Source organism: Cupriavidus sp. 2SB (assembly GCF_005503625.1).
GTDB lineage: Bacteria > Pseudomonadota > Gammaproteobacteria > Burkholderiales > Burkholderiaceae > Cupriavidus.
In genome coordinates this window covers 1-17,891 of record NZ_SCMX01000003.1, presented here as the reverse complement: position 1 = coordinate 17,891, position 17,891 = coordinate 1, and the positions used below count along the sequence as shown (strand labels likewise).

The window sequence follows — 17,891 nt, the reverse complement described above, 5'->3', positions numbered from 1 at the left end:
GTGGGTATCGTTATTGGAATGCGTGTGGGATCAGCGTCGAGGCCGCTTCGGGGGTGGGGCGTTGTCGAGCGCGCCTTCGAGTTTCGAATCGGACTGGTACTCGGGTAGCGCCGTGCCGCAATGCTTGCAGTAATTGGCGTCGGGCTCGTGCCCCTCGGTCAGGCAATGCTCGCAGCAGCGGGTGGTCAACGGTCGCTTGATGATGCTGGCGGCGAGCTCGGCGCCGACGATGCCAGTCGGGAACGCAATGATCCCGTAGCCCAGCAGGATGGTCAGCGACGTGATGAACTGGCCGATTGGCGTGCGCGGCACGATATCGCCGAAGCCCGTCGTGGTCAGCGTGACCACGGCCCAGTACATGCTGAGCGGGATGCTGGTGAAGCCATGCTCGGGCCCTTCCACCACGTACATCACGGTCCCGAGGATCACGGTGATGATGCACACCGTGCCGAGGAACACGAAGATCTTGCGGCGGCTGTTGGACAGCGCCCGGGCCAGGACCTCGGCTTCCTCAAAGTAGACGGTGAGCTTGAGGATCCGGAACACGCGCATCAGGCGCAGCAGGCGCACGTCGATCAGGAACGCCAGTTCGGGCACGAAGAACGAGGCCCACGTGGGCATGATCGAGATGAAATCGATGATGCCGTAGAAGCTGAACACATAGCGCAGCGGGCGTCGCACCACGGACAGCCGCATGATGTACTCGGCCGTGAACAGCAGCGTGAACATCCATTCGAGGACCGTGAACAGCGTGCCGAAGCGCGCGTTGATCCTCGGGATGCTGTCGAGCATCACCACGGCCACGCTGGCCATGATGGCCACGAGCAGAACCACATCGAACAGTCGACCCTGGCGCGTGTCGGCTTCGAAGATGATCGTGTACCAGCGCTGGCGCCAGCCCGATTCGGGTTGGCCCAGACGTTGGCGGTTGAGGGCGTTGAGGTTGCGTTGTGGCATATCGGACGGTTGGGTAACGGAAACACGCGGCACGCCGCTTTCCCGCAACCTTGCCCGGTGGTTCAGAACCGTGGCAGGTCCGGATGCGGCAGCAATCCGCGCCTGACGTGCATCTTGCCGTACTCGGCGCAGCGGGCCAGCGTGGGGATGGCCTTGTCCGGATTCAGCAGCCTGGCCGGGTCAAAGGCGGCCTTCACGCCGAAGAATGCCTCGCGCTCGGCCGTCGAGAACTGCACGCACATCGAGTTGAGTTTCTCCACGCCCACGCCGTGCTCGCCGGTGACCGTGCCACCCAGTTCCACGCAGGTCTCGAGAATGTCGGAACCGAACAGCTCGGCGCGATGCCACTGGTCAACGTCGCCGCCATCGAACAGGATCAGGGGGTGCATGTTGCCATCGCCCGCGTGGAACACGTTGATGCATCGCAAGCTGTACTTCCGTTCCATCTCCTCGATCCGCTTGAGCAGCGTACCGATGTGCTTGCGCGGGATGGTGCCGTCCATGCAGTAGTAGTCGGGCGAGATACGACCCGCCGCCGGGAAGGCGTTCTTGCGGCCGCTCCAGAAGCGCAGGCGCTCCGCCTCGGACTGCGACACCGTGATGCGGGTTGCGCCGGAGGCGCGCAATACCTCGCTCATGCGGCCGATTTCCTCGGCCACTTCCTCGGGCGTGCCGTCCGATTCGCACAGCAGGATCGCGGCGGCATCGAGGTCGTAGCCCGCCTTGACGAATTCCTCCACGGCCGCTGTGGCGGGTCGATCCATCATTTCCAGGCCGGCCGGGATGATGCCGGCGGCGATCACGTCGGCCACGGCATTGCCGCCTTTTTCCACGTCGTCGAAGCTGGCCATGATGACCTGCGCGAGTTGCGGCTTGGGCACGAGCTTGACCGTGACTTCGGTGACCACGGCGAGCATGCCTTCGGAGCCGATGACGGCGGCCAGCAGGTCAAGTCCCGGCGCATCGGGCGCCTCGGAGCCGAAGACCACCACATCGCCTTCCATCGTCACGCCACGCACGCGCAGCACGTTATGCACCGTCAGGCCGTACTTGAGGCAGTGAACGCCGCCCGAGTTCTCGGCCACGTTGCCGCCGATGGAGCACGCAATCTGCGAGGAAGGATCGGGTGCGTAGTAGAGGCCATGCGCGGCCGCGGCTTCCGAGATGGCGAGATTGCGCACGCCGGGCTGGACCACGGCGGTACGCGAATAAGGATCCACCGACACGATGCGCTTGAACCGCGCCAGCGAGAGCACAAGGCCACCTGCAATTGGCATCGCGCCACCGGACAGGCTCGTGCCCGAACCGCGCGGCACCACCGGCACGCCGAGTTCGTGGCACAGGCGCAGCACGGCGCAGACCTGGGCTTCGGTGTCGGGGAGTACCACGGCGTCGGGCACCTGGCGATACGCGGCCAGGCCATCGCACTCGTAAGGCACGGTGTCCTCGGCTTTCCAGAGGATGGCGGCATCGGGCAGGATTCTGGCGAGCTGTGCCAGCAAGGAGGCGCGACGGGCCTCGGCGGATTCGCCCGCCACGGTTTGTGCGTCTTGCGGTGCGTTCATGGTGACTCCTGTGACGAACCGGGCGCGGCGCATGTACTGCGTGCCTGCGGCCGGGGAGGGGGACGGCCGACTATAGCGCAGCCCACGCGCCGAGCGCACGTCAACGCACATGAATTCGGCACGGCAGGCCGATCAAAATGGTTCATGCCGCGTGGAGAACGCAGCACGCCCGGAGACCTCTTCCAGCGTAGTGGCTGCGCCGCTACCAGTCCAGCCCGAGCAGCCAGTCGATGAACGCGCGCGCTTCGGGCATCAGCGGCGCCTGTTCGCGTTCGACGATGTAGTAGCCGTGCGGCGAGACCGATTCCACATCGAGCATCTTCACCATCTGGCCCGATGCCAGCCACTGCCGCGCCATGCGCTGCCGCACCAGTCCCACGCCCTGGTTGGACACGATAGCCTCCAGCATCAGGCCGATGTCGTTGAACTGCGCACCGGTCTGCGGCTCGGGCCACTCCAGGCCGGCTGTCTCGAACCACGGGCGCCACGGCTCCAGCGGACTGCGCAGCAGCGTCAGATTGTGCAGATCCTGGGGCTTGGTGATCGCGAAGCCGTTCACGCGCTCGTAGTATTCGCGGCCGCACGCCGGGAACACCGGCTCTACCAGCAGCTTCGTGGTCTTGAGGTCGTGGTAGCGCCCGGTGCCGTAGCGGATCTCGACATCGGTGTCCTCTGCCTTCACGTCCAGGAACGGCACGGACAGGTGCAGTTCGAGATCGATGTGCGGCTGCAGCGCCTGGAACTCCGGCAGCCGCGGCACCAGGTGCTGGCGGCCGAACGTGGGCGGGATGGCCACGCGCAGCCGCGTGCGCAGCTTGTTGTACTCGGGGCGCGCAAGTTCGTTGAGGGACTTCAGCGCATCCTCCACATTGCGGTGGTAGCGCATGCCGGCGGCGGTGAGCCGCAGCGCGGCATTGGAGCGCACGAACAGGTCCTCGCCCCAGAGTTCCTCCAGGTTCTTGATGCGGTGCGAGACCGCGCTCGGCGTGACCGAGAGTTCCTCGGCCGCACGCGCGAAGCTGCCAAGCCGTGCGGCGGATTCGAACGCAATCAGCAGGTGCAGCGGCGGAACACGCTGGAAGACGGATGCCATGGCGCCGGCCTCAGCGCGCGGCGTTGAAGATCTTGCCGGGGTTCAGGATGTGATTCGGATCGAGCGCGTCCTTGATGGCGCGCATCAGATCCAGCGCATCCTCGCCGTGCTCCTGCACGAGGAAACCCATCTTGTGCAGGCCCACGCCGTGCTCGCCGGTGCAGGTGCCGCCCATCGCCAGCGCGCGCTGCACAATGCGCCGGTTGATGTCCTCGGCCTCGGCCATTTCCTCTGGCTTGTCCGGATCGACCAGGATCGCCACGTGGAAGTTGCCGTCGCCGACGTGGCCGACGATCGGGCAGGGCAGCGACGACGCATTGAGATCGCGCTCGGTCTCGGTCACGCAGTCCGCCAGGCGCGAGATCGGCACGCAGACATCGGTCGTCACGGACTTGCAGCCGGGCTTCAGTTGCAGCATGGCGAAGTACGCGGTGTGGCGCGCATTCCAGAGCCGCGAGCGGTCTTCGGGGCGCGTGGCCCATTCGAAGCCCTTGCCACCATGCTCGGCCGCGATTTCCTGCACGGTTTCGGCCTGCTCGCGCACCCCGGCTTCGGTGCCGTGAAACTCGAAGAACAGGTGCGGCGTTTCCGGCAACGTCAGATTGTCGTGGCGGTTGATCGCGCGGATGGCCAGCGCATCGACAAACTCCACACGCGCCACGGGCACGCCAAGCTGGATGGTCTGGATGGTGGCGCGCACGGCATCGCCCATGCCCGGGAACGCGCAGACCGCCGCCGAGATGGCCTCTGGCTGCGGGTAGAGCTTGACGGTGACTTCGGTGATGATGCCCAGCGTGCCTTCGCTGCCGATGAACAGGCGCGTCAGGTCGTAGCCAGCCGACGATTTGCGCGCATGGGTGCCGGTGCGGATGACGCGGCCGTCGGCGGTAACCACGGTCAGTGCCAGCACGTTGTCGCGCATCGTGCCGTAACGCACGGCGTTGGTCCCCGAGGCCCGTGTGGCACACATGCCGCCCAGCGACGCATCGGCGCCAGGATCGATCGGGAAGAACAGGCCGGTGTCCTTGATTTCCTGGTTCAGCTGCTTGCGCGTGACGCCCGGTTGCACGGTTACGGTCAGATCCTCGGGCTGCACGGCCAGCACGCGGTTCATCTGCGAAAGATCGAGGCTCACGCCGCCCGCCACGGCCAGCAGATGGCCTTCGAGCGAGGAGCCCGCGCCGTAGGGAATCAGCGGTACGTTGTGCGCGTTGCAGAGCCGGGCGACCTCGGCCACTTCCTCGGTGGAGTGCGCAAACACCACGGCATCGGGCAGGGCGGGGGCAAAGGGCGATTCGTCGCGCCCGTGGTGCTCGCGTACCCCATTCGAGGTTGTGAACCGGTCGCCAAAGCGGGTGGTCAGGGCATCGGCCAGCTCGGACGGAAACGGACGGCGCGCCAGCGCGGCGGCAGGGGTGGGGTGGTTCATGCGGGTCTCCGTCGGGGCCGTTCGGCTCTGTATGCAAGGGAATGCCCGCTATTCTACGACTCCCCCACACCGTGCGCGTCACCTGCCGGCCCGGCAATTTGCAGCCGACGGCCGATCAGCGGTCAATCCGGGCGGGAAGCGCGCCATAATTGCGCCACTTTCTGAAAACCATCACAACCGACACCAAGGAGACCGGCATGGGCAACCGCCTGTCGAAGATTGCCACGCGCACCGGCGACGCTGGCACCACGGGCCTGGGCGATGGGAGCCGCGTGGGCAAGAACAGCCTGCGCATCGCCGCCATTGGCGACGTGGACGAGCTGAACAGCCATATCGGCGTGCTGCTGGCCGAGGACGGCCTGCCGCCGGACGTGAGCAGCGCGCTGCTCCACATCCAGCATGACCTGTTCGATTTGGGCGGCGAGCTGTCGATTCCCGGCTACACGCTGCTGCAGGCGCCTCAGGTGGCGCAGCTCGACGAATGGCTGGAGCATTACAACGCCGCGCTGCCCCGGCTGGCGGAGTTCATCCTGCCAGGCGGAAGCCGGACTGCCGCGCAGGCCCATGTCTGCCGCACCGTGTGCCGCCGCGCCGAGCGCGCGCTGGTGGACCTGGGCGCCACTGAACCGCTCAACGACGCGCCGCGCCAGTACCTGAACCGGCTGTCCGACCTGCTCTTCGTGCTGTCCCGGGTGTTGAACCGCGCTGCCGGCGGTACCGACGTGCTGTGGCAGCGGGAGAGAAAGTCCTGATTAGTGACGTTTGAATTACTTTCAAGCGAAATGGGGTGAGGGCGCCATAAGCTGAGAAAATTACTCGGAATTGCGGATTACGCCCTTGAAATGGCCTCGACCGGCCACATTTCGCACTCAGGTTGAATTGCAGTCCCTGACGAGAGACAGGGCTCAATAGGAGAGAACACTATGGGTAAGATCATCGGTATCGACCTCGGTACCACAAATAGCTGCGTCGCGATTCTGGAAGGCAACGCCCCGAAGGTCATCGAGAACGCCGAAGGCACTCGCACCACCCCCTCGATCATCGCCTACATGGAAGATGGCGAGATCCTGGTTGGCGCACCCGCCAAGCGCCAGGCCGTCACGAATCCGCGCAACACGCTGTACGCCGTGAAGCGCCTGATTGGCCGCAAGTTCGAAGAGAAGGAAGTCCAGAAGGACATCGGCCTGATGCCGTACGCCATCGTCAAGGCCGACAACGGCGACGCATGGGTAGGCGCGCGTGACCAGAAGCTGGCACCGCCGCAGGTATCCGCCGAAGTGCTGCGCAAGATGAAGAAGACCGCCGAGGACTACCTGGGCGAGCCGGTGACCGAAGCCGTGATCACGGTGCCGGCCTACTTCAACGACTCGCAGCGCCAGGCCACCAAGGATGCTGGCCGCATCGCCGGTCTGGAAGTCAAGCGGATCATCAACGAGCCGACGGCTGCCGCACTGGCATTCGGCCTGGACAAGAACGAGAAGGGCGACCGCAAGATCGCCGTGTATGACCTCGGCGGCGGTACGTTCGACATCTCGATCATCGAGATCGCGGACGTGGACGGCGAGAAGCAGTTCGAAGTGCTGTCGACCAACGGCGATACGTTCCTGGGCGGCGAAGACTTCGACCAGCGCATCATCGACTACATCATTGCCGAGTTCAAGAAGGAACAGGGCGTGGATCTGTCGAAGGACGTGCTGGCCCTGCAGCGCCTGAAGGAAGCCGCTGAAAAGGCCAAGATCGAACTGTCGAGCGCGCAGCAGACCGAGATCAACCTGCCGTACATCACGGCGGATGCCTCGGGTCCCAAGCACTTGAACCTGAAGATGACGCGCGCCAAGCTCGAATCGCTGGTGGAAGAACTGATCACGCGCACGATCGAACCGTGCCGCACCGCGATCAAGGATGCCGGCGTCAAGGTCAGCGACATCGACGACGTGATCCTGGTGGGCGGCATGACGCGTATGCCCAAGGTGCAGGAGCAGGTGCGCGACTTCTTCGGCAAGGAAGCCCGCAAGGACGTGAACCCGGACGAAGCCGTGGCCGTGGGCGCTGCTATCCAGGGTTCGGTGCTGTCGGGTGACCGTACCGACGTGCTGCTGCTGGACGTGACGCCGCTGTCGCTGGGTATCGAGACGCTTGGTGGCGTGATGACCAAGATGATCACCAAGAACACGACCATCCCGACCAAGCACGCCCAGGTCTTCTCCACCGCCGACGACAACCAGCCGGCCGTGACGATCAAGGTGTTCCAGGGAGAGCGCGAGATGGCCAGCGGCAACAAGCTGCTGGGCGAGTTCAACCTGGAAGGCATTCCGCCGTCGCCGCGCGGCACGCCCCAGATCGAGGTCGCGTTCGACATCGACGCCAACGGCATCTTGCACGTGGGCGCCAAGGACAAGGCCACCGGCAAGGAAAACCGCATCACGATCAAGGCGAACTCGGGTCTGTCGGAAGACGAGATCCAGCGCATGGTCAAGGACGCCGAAGCCAACGCCGAGGAAGACAAGAAGGCCCGCGAGCTGGCTGACGCTCGCAACCAGGCCGATGGTCTGATCCACTCGACCCGCAAGGCGCTGACCGAGCATGGCGACAAGCTCGAAGCCGGCGAGAAGGAAAAGATCGAAGCTGCGATCAAGGAACTGGAAGACGCCGCACGCGGCGGCGACAAGGCCGAGATCGATGCCAAGGTCGCTGCGCTGTCGGAAGTCAGCCAGAAGCTGGGCGAGAAGGTCTACGCCGACATGCAGGCGCAGGCGGGTGAAGCCGGTGCCGCAGGCGCTGCCGGTGCAGCCGGCGCCCAGCAACAGGCGCAGCCGCAGGACGATAACGTCGTGGACGCCGAGTTCAAGGAAGTGAACGACAAGAAGTAAGCGGGAGGGGGCGGCGGCGCGGGTGATGCCGGCGCCGCTGCCCGTCCCGACGCCGGGCGACGGTGGTCTGACTTGCGGTGAAAACCACGGTCGGACACCGCGCTCGGCTTTTTTGCTTATCGCGCGGCGGGGTTTCAAGGCCCGCCGGGCCCATCAGGTATGAGCCACCATGGCAAAACGTGACTACTACGAAGTGCTCGGGGTAGGCAAGGACGCGAGCGACGACGAGTTCAAGAAGGCTTATCGCAAGCTCGCGATGAAGTACCACCCGGACCGTAATCCGGACAACAAGGAAGCCGAAGAGAAATTCAAGGAGGTCAAAGAGGCCTACGAGATGCTCTCGGACCCCGAGAAGAAGGCGGCCTACGACCAGTACGGCCATGCCGGCGTGGACCCGAACATGGCCGGCGGCTTCGGCGCGGGTGGTTTCGGCAACGGCGGCTTTGCCGAGGCATTCGGCGATATCTTCGGCGACATCTTCGGTCAGCAGGCTGGCGGTGGACGTCGCGGCAACGGTCCGCAAGCCTATCGCGGCGCCGATCTGCGCTACAGCATGGAAATCTCGCTGGAGCAGGCCGCACACGGCCACGAGGCGCAGATCCGCGTGCCGCACTGGGACGACTGCGAACACTGCCACGGCAACGGCGCCGAGCCGGGTTCGTCGGTGGAGACCTGCCCGACGTGTAATGGCGTGGGTCAGGTACGCGTGTCGCAGGGCTTCTTCACGATGCAGCAGACCTGCCCGAAGTGCCACGGCAGCGGCAAGTTCATTCCCAAGCCGTGTACCAAGTGCCATGGTCAGGGCAAGCTGAAGTCGCAGAAGACCCTTGAGGTCAAGATCCCGGCTGGTATCGATGAAGGCATGCGCATCCGCTCGTCGGGCAACGGCGAGCCGGGTATCAACGGCGGCCCTCCCGGCGATCTGTACGTCGAAGTCCACATCAAGCAGCACGAGGTCTTCGAGCGCGATGGCGACGACCTGCACTGCCAGATGCCGATCTCCTTCGCATCCGCGGCACTGGGCGGCGACATCGAGGTGCCCACGCTGAACGGACGGGTCAGCTTCCCGGTACCGGAAGGCACCCAGGCCGGCAAGACGTTCCGCCTGCGCGGCAAGGGCATCAAGGGCGTACGCTCGGGCTATCCGGGCGACCTGTACGTGCATGTGAACGTGGAAACGCCGATCAAGCTGACCGACGCGCAGAAGGAACTGCTGCGCCAGTTCGATCGCTCGGTACACGATGGCGGCTCGCGCCACAGCCCGCAAGAGCAATCCTGGCTGGACAAGGTGAAGGGGTTCTTCAGCTGATCGCGCACTGCTGCGAACGATGAAACCGGCTACGTGATAAACGTGGCCGGTTTTTTTATGTATTGTGGGTGTTTGAAAGGCTGGCCCTCTCCCCCGCCCCTCTCCCGCTAGCGGGAGAGGGGAGAAAACCGATGGCATTCGAATCGCCGTGGGTTCGCTCCCCTCTCCCGCTGTGCGGGAGAGGGGCTGGGGGGAGGGCCAGCGTTCGAATCACCAACCACGCCTGAACCCGTTTGCAAACGACCCCCTTCGTCCTCCTCGACGACGCCCACGCCCCCGGCGTAGCCGCCTCGCGCCTCTACACCGACTTCGTTCGCGAGGATCGCGTCCAGCCCGGTGCCGACACCGCCACACTCGACATCCTGCTCGATGCAGGCTGGCGTGCGGGCCTCCACGTCACGCTGTTCGCCCCTTATGAATTTGGCGGCGCGCTGGTCGGTGCGCCGGTGCATGTCGGTGATGACCTGCCGTTCCACGATGGCGCGCTGCGCCTGCTGTGGTTCCGCAACCTGTCGATGCTCGACGCGAGCCAGGCGGCCCAGTGGGTCGACGAACGTGCGGCGTCCGGCCCCGCTGGCGCCATCGACATCGCCGGCAACTTGACCTCGCAGCAGTACGCCGATGCCATCGCCCGCATCCACGCCTACATCGAGGCCGGCGATACCTATCAGGTCAATTTCACGCAGCGTCTTCGATTCGGCACATTCGGTGATCCGGTGGCGTTCTATGCGGCGCTGCGTGCCGCGCAGCCGGTCCCGTTCGGTGTGCTGGCGCAGTTGCCCGGTGACGAATGGGTGCTGTCGCTATCGCCGGAGTTGTTCGTGGCACACGATGGCGAAGGACATCTCGTCGCGCGTCCGATGAAAGGCACCGCGCCACGTTCGGGCGACGCGCAGCAGGATGGGCAGGCCGCGAAGGCGCTGGCCGCCGACGCCAAGAATCGCGCCGAGAACGTGATGATCGTCGATCTGCTGCGCAACGACCTGGGCCGTGTCGCTGTCCCGGGGAGCGTGGCCGTGCCCGATCGGTTCGTCGTAGAGCCATTCGGCCGCGTGTTGCAGATGACCTCGACGGTGACGGCCACCGCGCGCCCGGCCACGACGTTCGGCGAACTGATGCAGGCACTGTTCCCCTGCGGCTCGATCACGGGTGCGCCGAAGCGTCGCACCATGCAGATCATCGCCGAGTTGGAAGACTCGCCGCGTGGCCTCTATACCGGTTCGATTGGCTGGCTTGATGCGCCATCGGACAGCATGCCGCTTGGTGCCTTCGGCATGTCCGTTGCCATCCGCACGCTGGTGCTGGGTGCAGCGAATCCCGAGGGTTTGCGTCGCGCCGAGATGGGCGTCGGCGGCGGCATCGTCCATGACAGCGTGGCCGATGACGAGTTTGCCGAGTGCGGCTGGAAGGCACGCTTCCTGACCTTGCACGACCCCGGCTTCACGCTGTTCGAGACGATGCATGCATGCGATGGCGACGTGCGACATGCCGAGCGGCATCTGCAGCGGATCGCGACATCGGCGCGCGCATTCGGGTTTGCACTCGACCTCTCCGCCACGCGCGCCGCATTGCAAGCCGAAGCGGCACGTCTCGGCAATGGCGACTGGCGCCTGCGGATGAGCGTCGACAAACGCGGCACGCTCACCTTCGCACATGGCGCGTTGGTAGCCTTGCTCGATGGCGTCGTAGCGGTGGAACTCGCAACGCAACGACTGCCGGTCTCAGATGTCCTGCGCCGACACAAACTCAGCGCACGCGCCACCTACGACGCCGGCTGGCAGACCGCCGAGCAACACGGCGCGTTCGACGCGCTGTTCTTCAACACACGCGACGAACTGCTCGAAGGCGGCCGCTCATCGGTATTCGTCCAGGTGGATGGGCAGTGGATGACGCCACCGTTGTCGGCGGACATCCTGCCCGGCGTCATGCGCGCGGTGGTGCTGGAAGAGGGCGATGCGCTGATCGATGGGCCGGTGGTTAAGGCGACGATCACGCGGGAGATGGTGCTGCGGGCAGGACAGATCGTCCTGGTGAATGCGTTGCGAGGGGTGATGCGGGCGGTATTGCGCCTCGTATCGCACTAACCTGTTCCCCTCTCCCGCGGTGCGGGAGAGGGGAGACAACCAGTGGGATGGAGGCGCGCTCACGCCGCAAACGTATGCTCCACCGCCGGAAAACTTCCGTCCTTCACCGCTGCCACATACGCGCGCACCGCCGCTTCGATTGACGTCTGCCCGTCCATGAAGTTGCGTACGAACTTGGCCTTGCGGCCAGGGTAGATGTTCAGCATGTCCTGCAGCACCAGCACCTGGCCCGTGCAGTCCACACCGGCACCGATGCCGATGGTCGGCACGGTCAGCAACTCGGTCACTTCGCCTGCCACCTTGGCTGGCACGGCTTCCATCAGCACCACCTGGGCACCGGCCTGTTGCAGCGCCAGTGCATCGCGCTTGAGTTGCGCGGCACCGGCCTCGGTCTTGCCCTGCACCTTGAATCCGCCAAACGCGTGCACCGACTGCGGCGTCAGGCCGATGTGTGCGCACACCGGAATGCTGCGCTCGACGAGGAACTTCACGATGGGCGCAGCCCATTCCCCGCCTTCGATCTTCACCATCTGCGCGCCCGCGCGCATCAGTGCGGCGGCACTCTCGAACGCCTTCTCGGGCGTGGGGTACGTGCCGAAGGGCAGGTCCGATACTAGCAGCGCGGTCTGGTTGCCGCGCGCCACGCACTCGGTGTGATAGACCATGTGATCGAGCGTGACCGGCAGCGTGGTCTGCTGGCCCTGCATCACGTTGCCGAGCGAGTCGCCGACCAGGATCATTTCAACGCCACAGTAGTCGAGCAATGCGGCAAAGCTGGAGTCGTACGCGGTCAGCATGACGATCTTTTCGCCGGCGTCGCGCATGGCCTGCAGTTTCGGGGCGGTGATGGTCTTGCGGGAGGGTTCGAGGAGGTAACTCATGGCAGTGCCCGTAGGAGTGGCGGCCAGGTTGTACGCCGGAATGTGCGGAAGGTGCGCACCGGCGGCGGCCGTTGTCGTTATCGTATGGTGCTGCAGCGACTCAGGACGCAGCGAGATTCAGGAAGGCTCTGCGGCCCCGCATGTTCTCGATGCGCGACAGTAGTGTACGGAAATCACCGTCGTTGTCCACCGGATTGAAGTGGGCGGTATCGACGATCATGACGGGCGCATCATCGTACGTGTGGAACATCTCGCCGTAGGCATCGGTGAGCCGTTGCAGATACTGTTCCTCGATGCCGGTTTCGCCTGGCAGGCCCCGGCGCGCAATGCGCTCGCGCAGCAGCGACGGCGTGGCCTGCAACATGATGACAAGGTCCACGCGCTGCGTCGGCACTTGCAGCCGTGCCGCCAGCGTGTCGTAGAGCGCCAACTCGTCGGCTTCGAGCGTCAGCGACGCATAAAGACGGTCTCGCGGATACAGGAAATTGCCGATCATCCGATGGCCGGCGAGCATTGCCGCATGCCACTGCTGAAGCTGGGTGGCGCGCTGATTCAGGCAGGCCAGTTGCATGGCCAGCGCATAGCGCTGCGGTTCGCGGTAATAGCGTTCGAGGAAGGGATTGTGACGCGCACTGTCGGGCAGTTCGCCGGCACGCAGCGTTTGCGCCAGGCGCTGGGCCAGCGCTGTCTTGCCCGATCCGATCGGGCCTTCCACGACGATGCGGCGCAGATGGTCGAGCATGGTTCAGATGCTCCGTGGCGTAGCGCGTGTGAGGCGTCTCACGACGCCGTGCCGCCTTCCTGCAGCCGCGTGCATTTGCATGAGGAAAGCTTCTCGATGCGCTGATTGCTGACGTTAGCGACAAAATCGGCGGCGCGGCCACGGCCTGGAATTTCCAGCGCGGCATCGAGTTCCAGCAGCGGCACGAGCACGAAGGCGCGCTCGGTGATGCGAGGGTGCGGCACAGTCAGTGTCTCGGTATCGATCGAGACATCGCCGAACAGCAACAGGTCGAGGTCCAGCGTGCGGGGCGCGTTATGAAACGGGCGCTCGCGGCCGAACTGGTCCTCGATGTGGTGACAGATGCGCAGCAGTTGCGCCGCCGTGAACGTCGTCTCGACCTTCACTACGGCATTGCAGTAGTCGTTGCCCGTGGCATCGACCGGCGCGGTCCGATAGAACGAGGACCGGGCGGCCACCGTGATGCCGACCTGCTGGGCCAGGCACACGATGGCGTCTTTCAGCGCCTGGCGCGTATCGCCCATATTGGCGCCAATGCCGATGAAGGCAAGCGTCATGTTATTCCTCCGGCTGGGCGCGGCGTGACCCCTCCGCGGCCTGGTCGCCGTCGGCAGAATCCGCCCCGCTGCGGGAAGACACTGTATCCGATTTCCGGGGACTCCGCCGACGGCGCCGTTTGCGTGCCGGCGCTTCGCCTTCCACCTCGTCCGCCACCTCCGGACCCCCTGCGTCCACGGCCTTGTTGCCCTTGCCACGTGCAGGTTTCACCGACTGGATCAGCGCCTCGCGCTCGTCAGGCGGCGAGTTCTGGAAATCGGTCCACCACTGGCCCAGTTCAGCCGGCTGTTCGCCAGCCTCGCAGCGCAGTTGCAGGAAGTCGTAGCCGGCACGGAAGCGCGGCGATTCGAGCAGGCGGAAGGGCATGCGGCCCACGCGCTTCTCGAAGCGCGGCTGCATGCCCCAGATGTCGCGCATGTCGGTCACGAAGCGGCGCTGGATGGCCAACTGGCCGGTCTGCTTTTCCAGCACCATGTCCATGGCCGTGTTCAGCGCGGCGATCGGATGCTCGCCGCCTTCGCGCAGCTTGGTCCAGCGCTGCAGCACGTGGTGCCACAGCAGCGACGCGAACAGGAAGCCCGGCGAAACCGGCTTGCCGGCCTGTACGCGACGGTCGGTGTTATCCAGGGCAAGCTGCACGAAGCGCTGGCCCATCGGTTGCTCGATCGCTACATCCAGCAGCGGCAGCAGGCCCTTGTGCAGGCCAGCCTTGCGCAGCTCCTGCAGCGATGCCCAGGCGTGGCCGGACATCAGCAGCTTCAGCATCTCGTCGAACAGGCGCGCGCTCGGCACGTTATGGATCAGCGGCGCCAGTTCGGCGATGGGCACGCGCGTATCTTCATCGATGCCGAAACCGGTCTTGGCCGCAAAGCGCACCACGCGCAGCATGCGCACGGGATCTTCGCGATAGCGCGTGACCGGATCGCCGATCATGCGCAGCGTCTTCGCGCGGATGTCTTCCATGCCGTGATGGTAGTCATGCACGGTCTGCGCGGCCGGATCGTAGTACATCGCGTTGATCGTGAAATCGCGGCGTTCGGCGTCCTCGGCCTGCGAGCCCCAGACGTTGTCGCGCAGCACACGGCCGCTGGCGTCGATCGCATGCGTCTTGGTGTCGAGCTCGGCGCGCTTCAGGCGGCGGCCTTCGGGCAGCGTCTCGCTGGCCACGGCATCCACAAGGGCGCGGAACGTCGAGACTTCGATGATTTCCTGGTCGCGTCCGCCGTAGAACGTCACGTGCACGATCTGGAAGCGGCGGCCGATGATGCGCGAGCGGCGGAACAGCGCCTGTACCTGATCGGGCGTGGCGTTGGTCGCCACGTCGAAATCCTTGGGCTTGATGCCGAGCAGCAGATCGCGGACGGCGCCGCCCACGATGAAGGCCTGGTAGCCGGCCTGCTGGAGCGTGGACGTAACCTTGACCGCGTTGCGCGAGATCAGCGTCGGGTCGATGCGATGTTCGTCCACACCGACCACGCGCGGCGTATGGGCGCGGCCGATGCGGCGCTGCTTGGGGCCCGGCTTGCCGAGCAGCCGGTTGATGAGCTTCTTGATCACGTCAGAACAGGTCCATGATGCGCCAGCCGGCCTCGGCTGCGCGGTTGCGCAGGCGATCGTCAGGGTTGGCGGCCACCGGCTCGCTGACGATTTCCAGCAGCGGGAGGTCGTTGGCCGAATCGCTGTAGAACGTAGTGGTGCCGAAGTCTTCCCACTTGGCGCCCAAACTCTTCAGCCAGCTGTTGACGCGCGTGATCTTGCCTTCGCGGAAGCTCGGTACGCCGAACACTTCGCCCGTGAAGGGGCTCTCCGGCTTGCCGTCGAGCGTGGCGGGTTCGGTGGCGATCAGGTGCTTGATACCGAACGCCTGGGCGATCGGGGCGGTGACGAAGCTGTTGGTGGCAGTCACCACGGCGCACAGGTCGCCCGCTTCCAGGTGCTTGTACACCAGGGCCTTGGCCTGCGGCGTGATGACGGGCTCGATGACCTCGTGCATGAAGCGCACACGCCACTGGTCCAGGCGATCGCGCGGATTGGCGGCCAGCGGGGCCAGCGCAAAACGCAGGAATTCCTGGATATTGAGCGTGCCAGCCTTGTATTGGCTATAGAACTCGTCGTTCTTGCGACGATAGGATTCCTCGTCGACGACGCCCATGCGGACCAGGAAGCGGCCCCATTCATGGTCGCTATCGGTCGGGATCAGGGTGTGGTCGAGGTCAAACAGTGCCAGATTCATGGGGCGCGATTTTACATTAAGGTGCAACAGGCGGGCGGGTTGTCCCGGCGCAGGTTGGGAGCGGGTTTTGTGCCAGCGCGCCGGGATGGCAGCGCTGGCGGACATCTACTCGCGAAATTCGGCAAACATCTCCCGAAGCAGCGGCAGTGTCACGGCGCGCTTGCGCTCCAGCGCGTACATGTCGAGGGCGTCCAGCAGGGCCATCAGGCTGGGCATGTCGCGATAGTGGCGCGTGACGAGCCAGTGCGGAATTTCCGGCGCAAGCTGGAGCCCGCGCTCGCGTGCCGCCTGGACGAGGGCGGCCATCTTGTCATCGTCGGACAACGATTCGAGTTGGTACACCAAGCCCCAGCCCAGCCGTGTGCGCAGATCTTCACGCACGGGCATGGCGCGGGGCGCCAGGTTCCCCGCCACCACGATCGCACAGCGCACATGCGCCCGTACTTCGTTGTAGAGCGAGAACACGGCGATCTGGCGTGCTTCGTCCAGCAATTCCACATCGTCCACCGTATACAACTGGCATGACGGGTCGAAGATGAAATCGGACAGCGCGTGGTGCGGACTCAGGTAGCGGCAGTTCAGGCCCCCATGCAGCGCGGCGTCGCACACGGCATGCAGCAGGTGCGTGCGGCCCGAACCCGCCTCGCCCCACAGGTAGAACAGGCGGTCATGGGCCTGCTCGCGCGCCACGAGGCCGGGCAGCTCGCGAAGCCGCTGCACGGGTTCCCGGTTGGCGGCCACGAAGAAGTTCTCGAACGTGGACGGCGGAGGGCTGCCCAGTTCGAGTGACAACTGCTTGTGGGAGGGTCGCAAAGACATGGCGCGCGTGACTGGGGCGAATTAAGTCAAAAACTTCAAATAGGGCGAAAAGGTGGCTTCAGCCGTGACTTTGGCGTACGCGGGGCAGGGCTGGCAGTGTGGCACTGGTCGCCGGGAGCCTGTATCCGTTAAAATCGCGATTTTACTGGAGTCGCGCCCTCGATCCGCGCCCGATTCGCCTCAATGGCATCGGAGTGTGATTAATAGGTGATGATTTCAGCACTTCACCCTCCTCAAAGACAAGCAGGTTCTCATGAGCGCATCCCCGACCGCCGGCCAGGCAGGCCTTTCCTACCGCGATGCCGGTGTTGACATCGAAGCCGGCGACGCCCTGGTCGACCGTATCAAGCCGTTTGCCAAGCGCACCATGCGCGAAGGCGTGATGGCCGGCATCGGCGGGTTCGGCGCGCTGTTCGAACTGTCGAAGAAGTTCCAGGAGCCGGTGCTGGTCTCGGGCACCGACGGCGTGGGCACCAAGCTCAAGCTGGCGTTCCAACTGAACCGCCACGACACCGTGGGCCAGGATCTCGTGGCGATGAGCGTCAACGACATCCTCGTGCAGGGCGCCGAGCCGCTGTTCTTCCTGGACTACTTTGCCTGTGGCAAGTTGGACGTGGACACCGCCGCCACCGTGATCCAGGGCATCGCCCATGGTTGCGAACTGGCCGGCTGCGCGCTGATCGGCGGCGAAACCGCTGAAATGCCGAGCATGTATCCGGACGGCGAATACGACCTGGCCGGTTTCGCGGTCGGCGCCGTGGAAAAGAAGAAGATCATCGACGGTTCGACGATCCAGCCGGGCGACGTGGTGCTGGGCCTGGCCTCGTCGGGTGCGCATTCGAACGGTTACTCGCTGGTGCGCAAGATCCTCGACGTGGCCAAGCCGGACCTGAACGCCGACTTCCACGGTCAGCGCCTGCAGGACGCCATCATGGCGCCGACGCGCATCTACGTGAAGCCGCTGCTGTCGCTGATCGAAACCCTGCCGGTCAAGGGCATGGCCCACATCACCGGCGGCGGCCTGACCGAAAACGTGCCGCGCGTGCTGGCCGACAACCTGACCGCTGTCATCAAGAAGGACGCCTGGACGCTGCCGCCGCTGTTCCAGTGGCTCCAGCAACAAGGCAACGTGGCCGACGCCGAAATGCACCGCGTGTTCAACTGCGGCATCGGCATGGTCGTGATCGTCGCCAAGGAAGACGCCGAACGCGCGATTCGCCATCTGCAAGCCGCTGGTGAAGCGGTATGGCAGATCGGTGCGATCGAGGCTCGCGCCGAAGGGCAAGCACAGACCGTCGTAGTCTGATTGTGTTTTTCCCCTCTCCCTCTGGGAGAGGGGCAGGGGAGAGGG

15 protein-coding genes are annotated in these 17,891 nt (G+C 65.0%); 5 read left to right on the top strand and 10 right to left on the bottom strand.

Features of this window, described 5'->3' with window-relative positions:
* Positions 1-30: 30 nt before the first annotated feature.
* From FFS21_RS01920 to FFS21_RS01905, 4 genes are all read right to left on the bottom strand, one after another.
* Positions 31-957, bottom strand: coding sequence for an ion transporter (locus FFS21_RS01920; protein WP_137923252.1), 927 nt, complete (start codon positions 955-957; stop codon positions 31-33).
* A gap of 62 nt (positions 958-1,019) precedes the next feature.
* The gene (locus tag FFS21_RS01915; protein ID WP_137923251.1) at positions 1,020-2,522 is read right to left on the bottom strand and encodes an FAD-linked oxidase C-terminal domain-containing protein; all 1,503 of its coding nucleotides are present in this window, start codon (positions 2,520-2,522) and stop codon (positions 1,020-1,022) included.
* Between the two features lie 202 nt (positions 2,523-2,724).
* Positions 2,725-3,615 carry a LysR substrate-binding domain-containing protein gene (locus tag FFS21_RS01910; RefSeq protein WP_137923250.1) on the bottom strand — a complete coding sequence of 297 codons (891 nt, stop codon included), beginning with the start codon at positions 3,613-3,615 and terminating at the stop codon, positions 2,725-2,727.
* Between the two features lie 10 nt (positions 3,616-3,625).
* Positions 3,626-5,044 carry an FAD-binding oxidoreductase gene (locus tag FFS21_RS01905; RefSeq protein WP_137923249.1) on the bottom strand — a complete coding sequence of 473 codons (1,419 nt, stop codon included), beginning with the start codon at positions 5,042-5,044 and terminating at the stop codon, positions 3,626-3,628.
* Positions 5,045-5,241: 197 nt separating this feature from the next.
* Between FFS21_RS01905 and FFS21_RS01900 the strand changes: the two genes are divergently transcribed.
* From FFS21_RS01900 to pabB, 4 genes are all read left to right on the top strand, one after another.
* A complete protein-coding gene (locus FFS21_RS01900) occupies positions 5,242-5,796 on the top strand; it encodes a cob(I)yrinic acid a,c-diamide adenosyltransferase (RefSeq protein ID WP_137923248.1) in 555 nt (184 codons plus the stop codon).
* A 171-nt stretch (positions 5,797-5,967) separates the two neighbouring features.
* Positions 5,968-7,914: a molecular chaperone DnaK gene (gene dnaK, locus FFS21_RS01895; RefSeq protein ID WP_137923247.1), complete on the top strand. Its 1,947-nt coding sequence runs from the start codon at positions 5,968-5,970 to the stop codon at positions 7,912-7,914.
* Between the two features lie 169 nt (positions 7,915-8,083).
* Positions 8,084-9,223 (top strand): molecular chaperone DnaJ, encoded by a 1,140-nt coding sequence (gene dnaJ / locus FFS21_RS01890; RefSeq protein WP_137923246.1) that lies wholly within the window; start codon positions 8,084-8,086, stop codon positions 9,221-9,223.
* 233 nt (positions 9,224-9,456) lie between these two features.
* Positions 9,457-11,307, top strand: a complete 1,851-nt coding sequence (pabB, locus tag FFS21_RS01885; RefSeq protein WP_137923245.1) for an aminodeoxychorismate synthase component I — start codon at positions 9,457-9,459, stop codon at positions 11,305-11,307.
* Between the two features lie 59 nt (positions 11,308-11,366).
* On the opposite strand, the gene panB is transcribed toward pabB, so the two are convergent.
* The 6 genes from panB to hda all read right to left on the bottom strand — a co-directional run bounded on the left by panB (position 11,367) and on the right by hda (position 16,534).
* On the bottom strand, positions 11,367-12,188 hold the full coding sequence (gene panB / locus FFS21_RS01880) for a 3-methyl-2-oxobutanoate hydroxymethyltransferase (protein WP_137923244.1): 822 nt from the start codon (positions 12,186-12,188) through the stop codon (positions 11,367-11,369).
* A 100-nt stretch (positions 12,189-12,288) separates the two neighbouring features.
* Positions 12,289-12,930 (bottom strand): deoxynucleoside kinase, encoded by a 642-nt coding sequence (locus tag FFS21_RS01875; RefSeq protein ID WP_137923243.1) that lies wholly within the window; start codon positions 12,928-12,930, stop codon positions 12,289-12,291.
* Between the two features lie 38 nt (positions 12,931-12,968).
* Positions 12,969-13,487 (bottom strand): 2-amino-4-hydroxy-6-hydroxymethyldihydropteridine diphosphokinase, encoded by a 519-nt coding sequence (folK, locus tag FFS21_RS01870; protein ID WP_137923242.1) that lies wholly within the window; start codon positions 13,485-13,487, stop codon positions 12,969-12,971.
* 1 nt (position 13,488) lies between these two features.
* A complete protein-coding gene (gene pcnB, locus FFS21_RS01865) occupies positions 13,489-15,045 on the bottom strand; it encodes a polynucleotide adenylyltransferase PcnB (protein WP_137923241.1) in 1,557 nt (518 codons plus the stop codon).
* A 1-nt stretch (position 15,046) separates the two neighbouring features.
* Entirely contained in the window at positions 15,047-15,721 is a 675-nt protein-coding gene (locus FFS21_RS01860) for a histidinol-phosphatase (RefSeq protein ID WP_137923240.1), read from the bottom strand.
* Between the two features lie 105 nt (positions 15,722-15,826).
* Positions 15,827-16,534 carry a DnaA regulatory inactivator Hda gene (gene hda / locus FFS21_RS01855; protein ID WP_137923389.1) on the bottom strand — a complete coding sequence of 236 codons (708 nt, stop codon included), beginning with the start codon at positions 16,532-16,534 and terminating at the stop codon, positions 15,827-15,829.
* 259 nt (positions 16,535-16,793) lie between these two features.
* Between hda and purM the strand changes: the two genes are divergently transcribed.
* The gene (purM, locus tag FFS21_RS01850; RefSeq protein WP_137923239.1) at positions 16,794-17,846 is read left to right on the top strand and encodes a phosphoribosylformylglycinamidine cyclo-ligase; all 1,053 of its coding nucleotides are present in this window, start codon (positions 16,794-16,796) and stop codon (positions 17,844-17,846) included.
* Positions 17,847-17,891: the final 45 nt, after the last annotated feature.